Source organism: Pseudodesulfovibrio profundus, assembly GCF_900217235.1.
GTDB lineage: Bacteria > Desulfobacterota > Desulfovibrionia > Desulfovibrionales > Desulfovibrionaceae > Pseudodesulfovibrio > Pseudodesulfovibrio profundus.
In genome coordinates this window covers 763731-778452 of the sequence record NZ_LT907975.1, presented here as the reverse complement: position 1 = coordinate 778452, position 14722 = coordinate 763731, and the positions used below count along the sequence as shown (strand labels likewise).

Here is a 14722-nt window from a genome sequence, read left to right as displayed (position 1 = left end):
GTTTTGCGAGGAAATACGTATGAAGAAATTGATGGTCCTGCTTATCGTACTGGTACTGGCTGGCTGTGGTGCCCAAAAGAGTGATCTTAATATCGGTCATGCCTTTGTCAAAGACGGTAATTGCGCTGAAGCGTTGCCTTATCTGGATCAAACCATCAGTAATCCTGATGACCTGATGGATATAGCGTACGCATTTTTCCTCAAGGCTCGTTGTGCGGAGAAGGCCGGTGAAATGGCCAAAGCATACGAGTACTTATATACAACCAAGCGTGTGACTTGCTATTCGGTTGAACATGAAACCAATGTGAATCTGAATACATATGCCCGCAGTGAGTACTGCCAGGAGGGGCTTCCGGCCAAGCTCAAGGAACTGGAGCCGTCGGCTGGAGATGTAAAAGCCATTAGGCAGCAGGTTGATAGCCGTCTGCACGCCAAGTATCTTGAGCAATTTGTCGTCAACAAATGATAAAATGGTGATTCAGAGACAATCATGAAGTGATCAACGCCCCGATATCCTGCGATGTCGGGGCGTTTTTGTGAAGCGAGTGAGGGGACAAGGTCCAGCCGGTGGCGATGAGGTCTATACTGAGGAGTCGCGCTATGCCATTAACGGATTATTCGGGAGTCGTGGAACGTTTGCAACGTGGGCTTGGCAAAGGGTTTGCCGATGAACCATGGATGCTGAACATGCCGGGGCGATCCATAGCCTGCAAAATTGATCAGTACTATTATCTGGCTGTCATGCCGGGGTTTGTGGATAAGCTGGGCAGGCTCGGGGGATTGTTTCCCGATCAAGTGACCGAGACTCTGGTCCGAACAGGTAATTTCATCACCCGTGCGCCGGAGCGAGACCCTGAAGTGTCGCTGACGGTAGCCTGGGGCGGCAGACCCGTGACGGTCAAGGCGGCGTTTGTTGATGCGGATTTCATCGATAGAGCCGTCAAAACCTACGGGCAGTTCGGCTCGATATTGAATGTGTCGGACCTGAAAATCAGTGGTGCGGACAAGGCCAAAGTCGATGAATTCTTTGAGGGAAAGACGCCTCCTCAAAAGTTGGCATATTACTGATTCCTTCTTCCAACAGCCTGATAAAGCGAATTTTCTTTCAGATAGAAAAACGGCCCGATCTGCACTTGGCAGGTCGGGCCGTCCTTTATGTGATGTGAGCAGGTTTTTTACTGCTGAGTGGTGCTCTTGGGGCAGGTGGAGCTGAGGTAGCAGATTTCACAGCCACCATTGTAGGGATAGGGGGTCAACACGGCGTATTTGCGATTGACGCTTCCCTCTTGGTTCCAGGTAAGCCCCAGTTCGCTGAATGCGCCGAGTACACCTTCGCCCGGACGGGGCAGCGGTGCACATTGTCCGTCGCTCAATTCGGGAATGAATCCCTGTGCTGAACTCATGACCATGGTGATGGCAAGAGCGTGGATCAGCAGACCGTGGGTGGGGGAGTCCTGCCAGATGCCGTCAATGGTGCTGTCTACTTCCTCGTCGAGGTAGATGAGCAGAAATTTGCCTTCACCCTCAGGGTTTTTCAGTTCATATGCCTTCAGGTTATTCGCCGCCCATTTGTCCCAGAAAGGACCGAACTCATCCATCATTTCCTGATCGATGCGCGATTCGCCAGCGATCTCCATGTAATACATGATGTCGAATTCCGGCTTCGGCTCCAAAGGTGTAATATCGTATTTCGCCATGATGCTCTCCTGCATTGGTCATTGTTGTCGGGAGGGATTCAAGTACCCTTTTTCCGTTCCCGGCTCAAGCTTTCCCGTTGATTCTTGATTTACGAGCAATAGTCCTGCTATATATTCAATAGGGTGAAGTATATCGGGCGCATTCATTGTCAATAACCGAGCCAACATGAACGCTGGAGACTCCATGCCCGGAGAACGAGGGGAATCATTATTTGAGCGCCTTACACGGCCAAACGTGAAACATCTTTTTTTGGCCATCCTGATAGGTGTTCTTGCCGGTTACGGCGCGGTGGTATTCAAATACATACTCAAATCAATGCAGTGGCTGTTCTATCAGAACACTGAGGACATGATTTTCATACATGACACCATCCCGTTGTGGATGAAGATTGTCATGCCGGCGGTCGGTGGACTGGTGGTCGGGTTGGTCATTTCTTTCTTTGCCAAAGAAGCAAAAGGGCACGGTGTTCCCGAAGTTATTCAGGCCATCGCATTGCGAGGTGGGCGAATCCGAAAACGTGTGGCGGCTGCAAAGATTTTTGCCTCGGCCGTGACCATCGGTTCGGGTGGGTCGGTTGGTCGAGAAGGGCCAATGGTTCAGATAGGATCGTCCATCGGCTCTTCCATAGGACAACTTTTCAAGATTCCCAGTGTTCATATGCGAACCATGGTCGGTTGCGGTGCTGCCGCCGGTATTGCCGCTACCTTCAATGCCCCCATCGCCGGCGTCCTGTTTGCCCTTGAGATCATTATCGGTGACTTCGGCGTCATGCAGTTCTCGCCAGTGGTCCTTGCATCGGTTACGGCCACGACCATATCCCGTTATTACTTTGGCAACTTCCCTCATTTCAGTATTCCGGCGTATTCCATTGTCTCCCTGTGGGAGTTCTTTTTCTATCCACTCCTTGGCATCCTGACAGGACTTGTCGCCTTGGCATTCACTAAGATTTTGTACTGGTTCGAAGATCGGTTTGAAGCCATGCCGATACCGGACTGGATCAAGCCGGCCATTGGTGGCGGATTGCTCGGCGTTGTTTTCGCCGTCTACCCCCAGGTCTTTGGCGTAGGATATGGTGCCATGAATATGGCGCTGAACAACTCCATGGAGTTGCACCTTTTGGTGGTCCTTGTTTTTGTCAAGATTCTTGCCTCGTCGTTGACACTGGGGTCCGGCGGGTCCGGTGGTGTGTTCGCGCCTTCCCTGTTCATGGGAGCCATGACAGGCGGAGCATTCGGCATGGTGCTCCACGCATTGCTTCCCGGGCAGACATCACTCCCCGGCGCCTATGCGCTGGTCGCCATGGGAGGCGTTGTTGCCGGTACAACGTATGCGCCTATCACCGCCATTCTCATTATCTTTGAAATGTCGGGGACGTATTCCATCATACTGCCGTTGATGCTGACCTGCATTACGGCGACGGTCATGAACTCGACCATTCGCCGTGCCTCCATTTACACCACTAAGCTGCTTCGGCGTGGCATAGATATCGAGGCTGGGCGGGATCGCCATCTGTTGGAGCATCTGCTGGTCAAGGAGGTCATGACCCGTGATGTTGTGACCATACCGGAGTCCCTACCACTGCAGCAGATCATCTGGACATTCAAAACCCAGAATGCCCCGTATCTGCATGTGGTCAATGAAGAAGGGCGACTGACCGGCATCATTTCCTTCCGCGATATCCGAGCTGTATTGCAGGAAGAAGGATTGCAGCAGTTGATCATTGCCATGGACCTTGGAACGCGTGAGCTGGTGACGGTGACCACCGAAGATACGTTGCAAACGGCGCTGGACAGGATTACGGACAGTGGTGTCTCACAGGTTCCGGTCCTTGTACCGGGAGAGCGCGGGACACTGGCCGGTACCTTGACGGAATCGGCCATCAATAATGCCTACAATTCTGCTATCGTCAAACATGAGATCATGAGCGACAGCTCGAAGTAGGAGCGTCGAATGGCAGGCGTTGTACTGCGTTTCGTTGTGTGCTAATTGCCTCGGTTCGGTTGCTGCCGAATTTTTATGCAAGGACGAACGCAATGAATGACATCCGTATCACCGCCACGCTTTCTCTGGATGAGAAGAATCCGGAAGACGCATACATCGACATCAACCTCTCGGTTGACGGCCAGTATCTGCATGAGATCAATGTGTACATTGATCCTGTCGCGCTGGTGACATCATCCACCATGTCCGGTGAGTTTTTCATCTATACCTGTGACTGCGGCAATCCTGCATGTCAGGGCATCGATGAAGGGGTTGTGGTTTCACATACCGACGATACCGTCATCTGGCGTCTTAAAAATCCGATTTCCTGGCCTGCCGATGAGCCTCGCCCTGAATGGGCGCATGACGCAGAGTTCCGTTTTCCCAAAGCTCATTACACGGAGCAGGTCTGCATGGCGCTCGATCACGCCAAACGTTTGGTGCGTGGTTTCAATGTACAGGGAACGCTGTGGGCTGGCCCTGCATTGACAGTTGAAGGGTTACTCGCTTTGGAAATCCCTCAAAATGATGGTTTTTTCGTACAGGAACCCGACGAACACGCTCTCCATTAAGCGTCCGTATATCCCCTGAAAACCCCCGGTTGCTTTAGCTGAACCATTGTTGTACACTTGAGTCACCTTGCTCAAGGCTGCTTCCCCCTTTGGAGAAATCCGAAAGGAGGAGCAGACATGTCTATTGAATCATCACACCACACTGCAGAACGCCTCGTACGAATTGATCGTGCGCCGCCCGGGTGCGTCATGTATTTGCGCGAATAGGGGAGTATTGTTCGCGTTGATCTGTGTTCAGGACTCGGGCCAACGGCCTGCGGGAGGAGTACCTGTTTCCGGAGTGGATATCGTTTCCACTTAATTCTTGCCGAAAACAAGGTGCACCTATGTTGTACATTCCAATTAAAATCTACTCAAACGAACAGAGTGTGCGAAGCAGTGTTGTCTTCGCAGCCATTTGTCTGGGCCTGGCCATAGCCGGGTTCCTCAACATCAAGCAGGCGGATATCCGCATATCGGCCTCACTGGTCCTGATGGTCGGCTTTTGTATTTGCGTCGTCAATGCAGCCGCCGCCATGATGCGGCAGCCCATGCTCAAAGTGCTGGATGACCGGTTCTCGGTGTTCACACCTTTCGGCTATGTCATGATTCGCTTCGGTGAAGTGCTGGCATTCAGGGAAGGGGGTGTTCCGGGGATGAGGACACTGCGCATCGAAATCAACAAGTCGGCCAAGCCCCGATTTTCGTCCGGGGTTGCACGGGCATTGTATGCGATCACCTGGTTGAACTTCACCAACAATATCTCCATCAAGGGGTATATGTTGGGACCTCAACTCGGTCCGGTCATTAAAATGCTCGAAAACCGCCGTCTGGCAGCCGTTCGTCTGGATAGCATCAATGACTATGAGCCGTCTGCGGCTCCGGTGACGGGTTGATTAAAAAAGAAAACCGGGAAGTCCACGTATGGCGGGCTTCCCGGTTGTTTTTTCTTGTTTCGGTTGCAGTTACTTTACAGCCACTTTCATGATGACTTTATGTAGCTGATCGTCCGAAATCATGGGCATGTGTCCGTCTTCGGGAAAGTAGATCCCGAACTGGCCAGGACCGATGGCAGTCCATGCTGATGGTTGGTCGGCATAGAACTGAACATCGTTGCGCGGATCTGATGCCTCGGTTGGTTGCCCGAGGTCTTTGCGCGCTTTCCACCCTATGTTGTCAGTCCCTTCAAGGACGTATTGAATATCGATGTAATTATCGTGCGTTTCAAGCAATGCGTCTTCGGGTTTCCTGCCGAGGCCCATGGCGACCACAGCGTACACCTTGTCGCCATCAACTTCATGGCGACCTTCTTCAAGTATGTTGAGGTCGGTCTGTCGCAGAAAGTCGAAAGCTGTTTTCAAATGTGGGTTGAGTCCCGCATAGAAATCCGCATTGGTTAATACGTCGATGATCATTTGCTTTGTTTACGCTCCGCTTTGAGGGCTGCAAGCAGCGATTCGTCAAGGGAGGGGTGGGCGAAAATGGTGCCGTGCACGTCTTTTTCGGTCCATCCCTGCTCAACGATCATGGTTGCTCCGAGGCAGAGGCGTGAAACATCATGACCCACTGCCGTGATTCCTACGACCTTGCCGCCGGACCATACCACCTTGACAAATCCCTGGGTCGCGGCGTGTGCCTGCGCCATGGGATTGGCTGCCAACTGAGCGGTGGAGGTTTCCGTATTCTCATAGTCGGAGAGGAATGCCTCGTTTTCCATCATACCCACGCGCATGACTTCGGGAGAGCCGTAGAGCACACTTGGCACATGTCCGGATGCGTACGGCGCGTCTGTCTTGCCCGTAATGCGCGAGACAACATAGTGGGCCTGATGGGCAGCGGCATGCGCCAACTGAATCTCGCCGTTGACGTCGCCAATGGCATAGATGTTATCCGCAGCCTGCAAATTGTCGTTCACAACGATCTTGTTGAACTCCAGTTCGATTCCGGCTTCTTCAAGGCCCATGTCAGCTGTGACTGGGCCACGCCCTACCGCTACCAGAATCTTTTCTGCTTCCAGTTTGTCGCGGGTGTCGAGTGTCAACACGCCTTTACCGTCTACAGTCTGTACTCCGGCCACGCGTTTTTCGAGCAGGATATCCCACTTCCAACGCTTGAACACCGAGCGGAGTGCCTTTGAAACAGCGGGGTCTTCCAGGGGAGCCACCCGGTCCATGGCATCGATGACCGTAACCTTGGCACCCATGCGATGGGCTACCTGAGCCATTTCCAGCCCGATGAAACCTGCGCCGACCACGATCAGCGACGAGGGCATGGTTTCCTGGGCCAGGAACATGTTGGAATCAAGAACACACTCTCCATCAGGCTCCAGGCCGGGGAAGAATATTGGTTTTGATCCCGAGGCAACGATCAGATTCTTGTATTCAAGAGTTGTGTCTCCGTCTTCGCCGGAAACGACAACTGTATTGTCTCCACCGAGCTTTCCAAATCCTTCAACGAGTTCCACGCCAGCTTTTTTGAGCTGCATGGCCATGGCTTTTCGGGTGCCGGTCAGGTGTTTTTGCACCCGAGCCTGCAGGGCGGGGAAGTCGACGTTGACTTCACCCGAGGCGACTTTCATCTTCGCCTGATTATGCAGTTCCTCGATGGCTGATGTCGCACCAAGCCAGAGCTTGGTCGGAATGCATCCCCAGTTGAGGCAGGTGCCTCCGAGGACGTCTTTCTCAACCAGTGCGACCGAGAGGCCGAGGTCTGCTGCTTCAACGGCAGCATCAAATCCCCCGGGCCCGGACCCGATTACCACGAGATCATAAATCATCAGTTAACTCCATTGCGCGTGCAGCATGTGTTTCATCCAGACGGGTGACAGGCAGCGTTACAGGGGCCGCCTTGATGGCCTCGGGGTCGGTCTTGGCCTGCTCCGCGATGGCGATCAGGTCGTCGATGAACCCGTCCAGCGTTTCTTTGTTTTCCGTTTCAGTCGGCTCCACCATGAGTGCTTCGGGCACGATCAGCGGGAAGTATACGGTGGGGGCGTGGTGCCCCTTGTCCAGAAGCGCTTTGGCGATATCCAGCGCACGAACGCCGTTTTTGGCCTGTGGTGAGGCCGATGCAACGAATTCGTGCATGCAGATGCGGTCGTAGGGGATATCGAAGTGATCAGACAAACGTTTCCGCATGTAGTTGGCAGCCAGAACCGCGTTTTCGGTTGCGCGGGTCAGGCCAACGCCGCCAAGACGCAGGATGTAGGCGTATGCCTTGAGGTAGACGCCGAAGTTGCCATAGAAAGGTGCAACATATCCGATGGATTTCGGATAGTTGTAGTCAAGGAAGAACTGTCCGTCTTCCTGCTTGGCCACACGGGAGATGGGCAGGAAGTCGACGAGCTTTTCGCTGACGCCGACCGGCCCGGAACCGGGACCGCCTCCACCGTGTGGTGTGGCAAAGGTTTTGTGCAGGTTCAGGTGTACGATGTCGAAACCGGCGTCGCCGACTCGCATTTTGCCCATGATGGCGTTGAGATTCGCGCCGTCGTAATAGAGCAGAGCGTCGACTTCTCGCAGCATTCGGACAACTTCAGGCAGATTCTTCTCGAACAGTCCCAACGTATTGGGACAGGTCATCATCATACCGGCGACTTCATCATCCAGCACTTCCGCGAGGGCGCCCGGATCGACAATGCCGTCCACGGATTCGACCGTGACCACATCATATCCGGCAATGGCAGCGGATGCGGGGTTGGTGCCGTGTGCGGAGTCCGGAACGATGATCTTGGTTTTCTTGTTGCCCTTGTCCTTGTGGTAGGCAGCCATGAGCATGACACCGGTCAGCTCACCGTGCGCACCGGCCATGGGATGCAGGGTGTATGCAGCCATTCCGGTGATTTCGCTGAGCAGATTCTCGGTTTCGTACATGACCTCAAGCGCGCCCTGACACATGCCTCCGGCTCCCTGAAGCTGCGGCAGCACCGGGTGCAGGCGGGTGAACCCGGGCAGTCCGGCAACGGACTCGGTGAACTTGGGATTGTACTTCATGGTACAGGAACCCAGCGGGTAGAAGTTGCCATCCACACCAAAGTTGCGCTGTGAGAGCTTGGTGAAATGGCGAACCACATCCAGCTCGCTGGCGGATGGCAGTCCGATGTCGCCGTCGCGCAACAGGTCAGCAGGAATGTATGCTTCTTCGGCCATGCCTTCGCAGGGCCAGCAGCCTTCGCGTCCGGCTACGGATTTTTCAAAGATGGTTTTCATTTGAGCGCCCCCTTGAGCATCTCGGCAAAGATACCGATCTGTTCTTCGCTGGTCTTTTCCGTGCAGGCCACCAGCAGACCGTTTTCCAAGTCGTCATAGTATTTCCCGAGCGGGAAGCCGGGAACAAAGCCGCGATCCGTCAGCTTGGCGATGACATCAAACGCGTTGACCGGCAGGGTGATGGCAAACTCGTTCCCGAAGGGTCCCTGTGTCAGCATTTCCACACCGTCAATGGCGGTGAGGCGCTCGGCGCAGATATGGGCGCGTTCAATGGAAAGGCGGGCGGCGCGTTTCATGCCGAGTTCGCCCAGAGCGCACATGTGTACCAGTGCGCGCAGGGCGCAGAGGGATTGGTTGGAGCAGATGTTGGATGTCGCCTTCTGTCGGCGGATATGCTGCTCACGAGCCTGAAGGGTCAGGACATAGCCGGTGCGGCCCTCGCTATCCACGGTACGTCCGGCGATGCGTCCGGGCATCTGGCGGACCATCTTCTTGGTGCAGGTCATGATGCCGAGGTAAGGCCCACCGAACGAAAGGGGCAGTCCAAGGGACTGTCCTTCGGCGACGGCGATATCGGCCCCCATGGAACCGGGAGTCTTGAGCAGGCTCTGTAGTACAGGGTAGCTTGAGATGATGGATACGGCCTTGGCTTCGCGACATGCATTGAACAGCTCGGTGAAGTCGTTGATGGACCCGAAGAAGTTAGGGTTCTGCACCAGCAATGCTGCGGTTTCATTGTCGATGGCTGCTTTCAATCCTTCAATGTCGGTCATGCCGCCCTTGTGGGGGACTGTGACGAATTCGAGATCAAGGTTGGAAGTGTAGGAGCCGAGCATGACCCGGTAAATGGGGTTCAGAGCTTCGGAGACAATGATTTTGCGGCGTTTCGTCTTGCGAACGGCCATCATCAGTGACTCGTACAGGGCCGTGCCGCCGTCGTATACGGATGCGTTGGCGCAATCCATGCCCAGCAAGCGGCAGACAGCGGTCTGGTATTCGAAAATTGCTTGCAGCGTGCCCTGGGAAGATTCGGGCTGGTACGGGGTGTATGCGGTGTAGAACTCGCCGCGCATGGTCAGCGCATCCACGGCCGCCGGGATATAGTGATCGTAGAAACCGGCACCCAGGAAGCTGACGCGGTTGGTGACGTTTTTGTCCGCCATGCCTTCCAGCTTGGCGAGCACTTCCATTTCACTGAGGCCTTCGGGCAAGTCGAAACTCTGTGGGCGCATCTCTTCCTTGATCTCGGCAAAGAGATCATCAATGGAATCAACGCCGATGGTTGCGAGCATTTCCCTTACTTCATCTTCAGTATGGGGAACATACGGCATGGGGTTACCCTCTCGTCTGCCTGATGACGCCATCCGTTAATGAACAGATTGCTACCGGCAGCTCATAATAAGTTGATGAAAAGAAAAGGCCGAGACACGGGACGTCTCGGCCTGGAAAGTTCTTCTTAACCTTCGGACTCGATGACGCCGGCATAACCTTCAGCGTCAAGCAATCCTTCGGGTTCGCCCTTGATCTTGAACTTGAGCAGCCAGCCGGAACCGTAAGGCTCTTCGTTCACTTTTTCAGGAGCGTCTTCCAGCTCCTCGTTCACCTCGATGACTTCGCCGGTGACCGGAGCGTAGATTTCGCTGGCGGCCTTGACGGATTCGACAGAACCCATTTCAGAGCCGGCTTCAAAGGTGTCGCCCACTTCGGGAAGCTCGACGAACGTCAGGTCACCAAGCTGCTCCTGGGCGAACTGAGTGATGCCGACAGTGGCAATTTCACCTTCGACCAGCACCCACTCGTGGGATTTAGCGTACTTCAAATCTTCGGGGATCATAGCGTTGCTCCTTGTATTGGAAAAGTTTTGCAGTGCTCTCTACGTTATCCGGCATTCATATCACGGGAAAAAAATGTTGGAAATAGTAAAAAAAATGACGCTTTTCCAGCGGATTGGCTGTTAGTCAACAAAACTCACTTCAAGTGTCAGTTTTTTGACGATCGAGTGTTTGGTCACTGAAAAAATACAGGCAATATTCGTCGGTTATGGATGGAGTAGTGCGGTAGTTGTGTCTTGTTGAAATGTAGATGGTGTCTTTTGTGTTACGCTTTATGTTGACCGTGGCACTTTTGATGTGTAAAAAGTGTCATTGATATGAGTGATTCGGATATGAACATACAAAAAGCAGACAGGCTTTGCACCCTGGACCCAGGGTCTCGTGTTGAGGTCGAGGTCGAAGGGAAGACATGGATTTTAGACCGGGCTGCCGATATGGAAGCTCTCTGGGATGCCATGGATGAGCGTGATCTGGATGAAGATGAGCGGCTTCCTTATTGGGCCGAAGTCTGGCCTGCAAGTGTGCTGCTTGGCCGTCACATCCTGCGCAATGCCGACCTGTTGCGCGGAAAGCCCTGTCTTGATCTCGGTTGTGGTCTTGGATTGACCGGCATGATCGCCAGTTCCGTGGGGGCCGAAGTCATTGCTTTTGATTACGAGTGGCCCGCTGTCCGCTTTGCTCGCCACAATACACACATCAATGATGTTCCACAGCCGGTCTGGGCCTTAATGGATTGGCGGTATCCGGCTCTTCGTCCAAATGCATTCGAGCATATCTGGGGCGGCGACATCTTATATGAAAAACGATTTTTCGATCCGATTATACGACTGTTTCGACATGCACTGGCGCCGGGAGGTTCGATCTGGATCGGCGAACCTGTGCGAACCGTTTCACGGCCGGTATGGGATGAGCTGCGAAACGAAGGATTCAAGCCGGAAAAAATCACAACGGAAAAAGTGGCTCTTTGCGGCCAGAATGCCACAGTGAACCTGTGGGAAATAACCATTCCTTAATACTGGAGGTTTTATGGGCAAGACAATTCGATTCGGTGTATCACTTGATTCCGACCTGCTGGAGAAGTTTGACACGCATTGCGAGGAGCGAAGCTACCAGACTCGTTCCGAGGCCATCAGGGACCTTATCCGCAATACGCTGGTCCAACGTGAATGGGAACAGGCGGAAGGCGATCTCGCCGGGACCTTGACTCTGGTCTACGATCACCATAAATCCGGTCTTTCACAGCGGCTCACCGAGATTCAGCATGATGCGCATGACGTCATCCAGTCTTCGCTGCACGTCCACCTCGATCATCACAACTGTCTGGAAGTGATTATCCTCAAGGGCGATGCGGACACAATCAAGGACCTCGGGCAGAAATTGATTTCAACCAAAGGCGTCAAGCACGGCAATCTCGCACTGACCACCACCGGTCGGGATTTGATCTAACCACGCTGCAACATCACTGCAGTCGTCCGTGGCTTGAACGACGACATTCATAAGAGGAAGCCAAGATGGAAGATGTTCAGAAGCATCAGGCGGCCATCGCCATGCCTATTGATCGGGTTGGCGTAAAAGGGCTGCGTTTGCCCATCATTGTCCGTGACCGAGAGTCCGGCATTCAGCATACCGTGGCTCAGGTGTCCCTTTCCGTTGATCTCCCTGCTGAGTTCAAAGGGACGCATATGAGTCGCTTCATTGAGGCGCTCGAACATTGGTCCGGCGAGCTGGATTATCATTCGTTCCGCACCCTGCTCGATGATGTCGTTGTTCGACTGCAGGCACGCAGCGCCCATGTGCGTTTCGTGTTTCCGTTTTTCCTGCGCCGTCCCTCCCCGAAAAGCGGTGCCAACGGCCTTATGGATTATACCTGTCGAGTCGACGGGTACCTCAAGGAAGGCAAACTGCGGTTCACTTTGGGCGCGGACGTGCCGGTGATGACTGTCTGTCCTTGCTCCAAGGCCATTTCCGAGGAAGGAGCACACTCCCAGCGCGCCGAAGTGCGCATCCGCACCCGCTTTGACGGATTTGTCTGGCTTGAGGATCTCATCGAAATCGCTGAAAAGTCCGGGTCGTGTCAGGTCTACTCTCTGCTCAAGCGTGAAGACGAAAAGTTTGTGACCGAGGCGGCATTCGCCAATCCTACTTTTGTCGAGGATGTCGTGCGCGAAGCGGCCAAGGGGCTTGATGAACACGAACAGATCAACTGGTACAAGGTCGAAGTCGAAAGCTTCGAGTCGATCCACAACCACTCGGCCTTTGCCATCATCGAGGGGGGCGAGTAGCCCTCCCTTGCATGGCGGCGACGACACGGGTATACTTGAGTCTGGCTGTTTCCTCCAAATGCTCGGGAGGGAGTTAGAAAATGTCCGAAGTCAATGCATCCGCGTTATCTGCGCTGAGTACAGTTCAGCAGGTATCCGCCAATAATATCGCCAACGTCAACACGGATGGTTTCCAGCCCAGTTCCGTCGGTCTCGAGACTGGCCCGGAGGGGCAGGGGGTCCGTGTCGGGTCCATCAACCAGTCTTCGGAACAGGGACCGGTCATTGATGGTGTGGAACTGTCCAATACCGACCTCGGGACGGAAATGGTTGATATGATGACCACAAGTAGAGCGTTTTCCGCCAACACCGCCGCCATTCGCGTCTCCGAACAGATGACGGGCCATCTCCTCAATATGGTTGCCTGATTTCATCGGTTGACAACTTCAGATTTTATGTCTTACGGTCTATCATGGCCCGTCTGCGCGCGCTCCTGATTTGGAGCAGAGTACGCCCAGCACGGGCCATACTTGCGTTCTGCATGCAGTGTCGGCCTGTGCCGTGTACATCATGCGAATGCGCTACATAAAATCGTTGGAGACGTTTCAGTTCCGCCTCGAAGCGGTTCTTGTCGGGAGGGAATCCGACAGTGCGACTGTCTCCCAAAAGAGGAAATCATGACTCAGAAGACCGTGAAAACCGATTACGATGTCATTATCGTGGGCGGTGGCCCTGCCGGATTGTTTGCCGCATATTATCTTGGCGAGCATTCCGACCTGGATGTACTGCTTATCGACAAGGGCAAGCGTCCCCTCAAACGGGACTGTCCGCTTTCCGGCGACCAGGAATGTATCAAATGCCGTCCCTGCAATATCTTGTGCGGTGTCGGCGGTGCCGGCCTTTTCTCTGATGGCAAACTGAACTTCATTCACAAGTTGGGCAAGACCGACCTGACACAATTTGTCGGCATCAATGAAGCGCGCGCCCTCATCAATGAAACCGAGGAAATCTTCAACCGTTTCGGAATGGACGGTCAGGTATTTCCCACGGATATGGATATGGCCAAGGACATTCGCAAGGATGCCCGCAAGCACGGTATCGATCTGCTGGTGATCAAGCAGAAGCACCTTGGAAGTGATAATCTCCCGGGGCATATCGCCGGTATGGCCGACTACATCATGGATAAAGGCGTTGCCTTCCACACTTCCGAGAGCGTGAAGGACCTGAAGGTTGAAAACGGCAAGGTGACCGGCGTCGTTACCAGCCGCAATGAATATTCTGCCAAGAACGTCATTCTGGCTCCCGGTCGTGTCGGGGCAGAGTGGGTTGGTCAGGCTGTGCAGCAGCACGGCATCGAAGTATCCCAGCGCGGCATCGAAGTCGGTGTTCGCGTGGAAGTGCATAACGAGATCATGCAGGACCTGTGTTCTGTCATTTACGACCCGACCTTCTTCGTGCGCACCAACAAGTACGACGACCAGACCCGTACCTTCTGCACCAACTACGGTGGTTTCGTGGCGCTGGAAAACTATCAGGATTTCGTGTGCGTCAACGGACACGCGCTGATGAATACCAAGTCCGAGAACACCAACTTCGCGTTCCTGTCCAAGGTTGTGCTCAATGATCCAGTTGAGGATAACCAGGCTTATGGTGAATCCATCGGCCGCCTCGCCACCCTCATCGGCGGGGGCAAGCCGATCCTTCAACGCTTCGGTGACTTGCGTCGTGGTCGTCGTTCCACATGGGATCGCATCGGCAATGGCTACATCGAGCCGACCATGAAAAATGTTGTTCCCGGCGATATCGCCATGGCATTGCCCGAGCGCATCGTCACCAACCTGGTGGATGGACTTGAGCAGTTGAACAACATTGTTCCCGGTGTCTCCAATGACGAGACACTGCTCTATGCTCCCGAAATCAAGTTCTTTGCCACGCAGGTGGAGACCAGGGAGCACCTGGAGACTTCGGTCGACGGCTTGTTCGTGGCTGGCGATGGCCCCGGTGTTGCCGGAAACATCGTAGGCGCGGCAGCTACGGCATTGATACCAGCCAAGGAAATCATCCGTAGAAGCTAATCCGGTTTAAAGAGTAAAATAAGGCCCGGGCTTTCGAGTCCGGGCTTTTTCTTTTGCCATAATGCGCTGTCCCATGTTCGTGAATGTAGGAACATATGGATCGAGATGTATATCTAC

General features: G+C 54.0%; 16 protein-coding genes. 10 read left to right on the top strand and 6 right to left on the bottom strand.

The features are described from left to right. The first annotated feature begins 19 nt into the window (after positions 1 to 19). Both DPRO_RS03840 and DPRO_RS03835 read left to right on the top strand, forming a co-directional pair. Entirely contained in the window at positions 20 to 466 is a 447-nt protein-coding gene (locus DPRO_RS03840; RefSeq protein ID WP_097010870.1) for a tetratricopeptide repeat protein, read from the top strand. A 134-nt stretch (positions 467 to 600) separates the two neighbouring features. Further along, positions 601 to 1068, top strand: coding sequence for a hypothetical protein (locus DPRO_RS03835; RefSeq protein WP_097010869.1), 468 nt, complete (start codon positions 601 to 603; stop codon positions 1066 to 1068). A gap of 107 nt (positions 1069 to 1175) precedes the next feature. On the opposite strand, the gene DPRO_RS03830 is transcribed toward DPRO_RS03835, so the two are convergent. Next, positions 1176 to 1697, bottom strand: a complete 522-nt coding sequence (locus DPRO_RS03830; RefSeq protein ID WP_097010868.1) for a hypothetical protein — start codon at positions 1695 to 1697, stop codon at positions 1176 to 1178. Between the two features lie 184 nt (positions 1698 to 1881). On the opposite strand from DPRO_RS03830, the gene DPRO_RS03825 reads away from it, so the two are divergent. The 3 genes from DPRO_RS03825 (at position 1882) to DPRO_RS03815 (ending at position 5125) form a co-directional block, all read left to right on the top strand. Then, positions 1882 to 3639 (top strand): chloride channel protein, encoded by a 1758-nt coding sequence (locus DPRO_RS03825; RefSeq protein ID WP_097010867.1) that lies wholly within the window; start codon positions 1882 to 1884, stop codon positions 3637 to 3639. A 92-nt stretch (positions 3640 to 3731) separates the two neighbouring features. Further along, positions 3732 to 4250 carry a hypothetical protein gene (locus DPRO_RS03820; RefSeq protein ID WP_097010866.1) on the top strand — a complete coding sequence of 173 codons (519 nt, stop codon included), beginning with the start codon at positions 3732 to 3734 and terminating at the stop codon, positions 4248 to 4250. 326 nt (positions 4251 to 4576) lie between these two features. Continuing rightward, a complete protein-coding gene (locus tag DPRO_RS03815; RefSeq protein WP_097010865.1) occupies positions 4577 to 5125 on the top strand; it encodes a hypothetical protein in 549 nt (182 codons plus the stop codon). Positions 5126 to 5194: 69 nt separating this feature from the next. Here DPRO_RS03815 and DPRO_RS03810 read toward each other — a convergent pair whose 3' ends face one another. From DPRO_RS03810 to gcvH, 5 genes are all read right to left on the bottom strand, one after another. After that, positions 5195 to 5644, bottom strand: a complete 450-nt coding sequence (locus tag DPRO_RS03810) for a YhcH/YjgK/YiaL family protein (RefSeq protein ID WP_097010864.1) — start codon at positions 5642 to 5644, stop codon at positions 5195 to 5197. Beyond that, a complete protein-coding gene (locus DPRO_RS03805; RefSeq protein ID WP_097010863.1) occupies positions 5641 to 7005 on the bottom strand; it encodes a dihydrolipoyl dehydrogenase family protein in 1365 nt (454 codons plus the stop codon). Before DPRO_RS03805 ends, DPRO_RS03810 begins: the two co-directional genes overlap by 4 nt. Continuing rightward, complete coding sequence (gene gcvPB / locus DPRO_RS03800; RefSeq protein ID WP_097010862.1) at positions 6995 to 8437, bottom strand: aminomethyl-transferring glycine dehydrogenase subunit GcvPB; 1443 nt, start codon at positions 8435 to 8437, stop codon at positions 6995 to 6997. The genes DPRO_RS03805 and gcvPB overlap by 11 nt, the downstream gene beginning before the upstream one ends. Then, positions 8434 to 9768, bottom strand: a complete 1335-nt coding sequence (gene gcvPA, locus DPRO_RS03795) for an aminomethyl-transferring glycine dehydrogenase subunit GcvPA (protein WP_097010861.1) — start codon at positions 9766 to 9768, stop codon at positions 8434 to 8436. The genes gcvPB and gcvPA overlap by 4 nt, the downstream gene beginning before the upstream one ends. Before the next feature lie 125 nt (positions 9769 to 9893). Then, positions 9894 to 10271, bottom strand: a complete 378-nt coding sequence (gene gcvH / locus DPRO_RS03790) for a glycine cleavage system protein GcvH (RefSeq protein WP_173806736.1) — start codon at positions 10269 to 10271, stop codon at positions 9894 to 9896. A 330-nt stretch (positions 10272 to 10601) separates the two neighbouring features. On the opposite strand from gcvH, the gene DPRO_RS03785 reads away from it, so the two are divergent. The 5 genes from DPRO_RS03785 to DPRO_RS03765 all read left to right on the top strand — a co-directional run bounded on the left by DPRO_RS03785 (position 10602) and on the right by DPRO_RS03765 (position 14605). After that, positions 10602 to 11282 (top strand): class I SAM-dependent methyltransferase, encoded by a 681-nt coding sequence (locus DPRO_RS03785; RefSeq protein ID WP_097010860.1) that lies wholly within the window; start codon positions 10602 to 10604, stop codon positions 11280 to 11282. A 13-nt stretch (positions 11283 to 11295) separates the two neighbouring features. Continuing rightward, on the top strand, positions 11296 to 11715 hold the full coding sequence (gene nikR / locus DPRO_RS03780; protein WP_097010859.1) for a nickel-responsive transcriptional regulator NikR: 420 nt from the start codon (positions 11296 to 11298) through the stop codon (positions 11713 to 11715). Between the two features lie 65 nt (positions 11716 to 11780). Continuing rightward, on the top strand, positions 11781 to 12551 hold the full coding sequence (gene folE2 / locus DPRO_RS03775; protein ID WP_097010858.1) for a GTP cyclohydrolase FolE2: 771 nt from the start codon (positions 11781 to 11783) through the stop codon (positions 12549 to 12551). Between the two features lie 80 nt (positions 12552 to 12631). Next, positions 12632 to 12958 carry a flagellar basal body rod protein FlgC gene (locus DPRO_RS03770; RefSeq protein WP_097010857.1) on the top strand — a complete coding sequence of 109 codons (327 nt, stop codon included), beginning with the start codon at positions 12632 to 12634 and terminating at the stop codon, positions 12956 to 12958. Between the two features lie 249 nt (positions 12959 to 13207). Continuing rightward, complete coding sequence (locus tag DPRO_RS03765; RefSeq protein ID WP_097010856.1) at positions 13208 to 14605, top strand: NAD(P)/FAD-dependent oxidoreductase; 1398 nt, start codon at positions 13208 to 13210, stop codon at positions 14603 to 14605. The last annotated feature ends 117 nt before the right edge of the window (positions 14606 to 14722 follow it).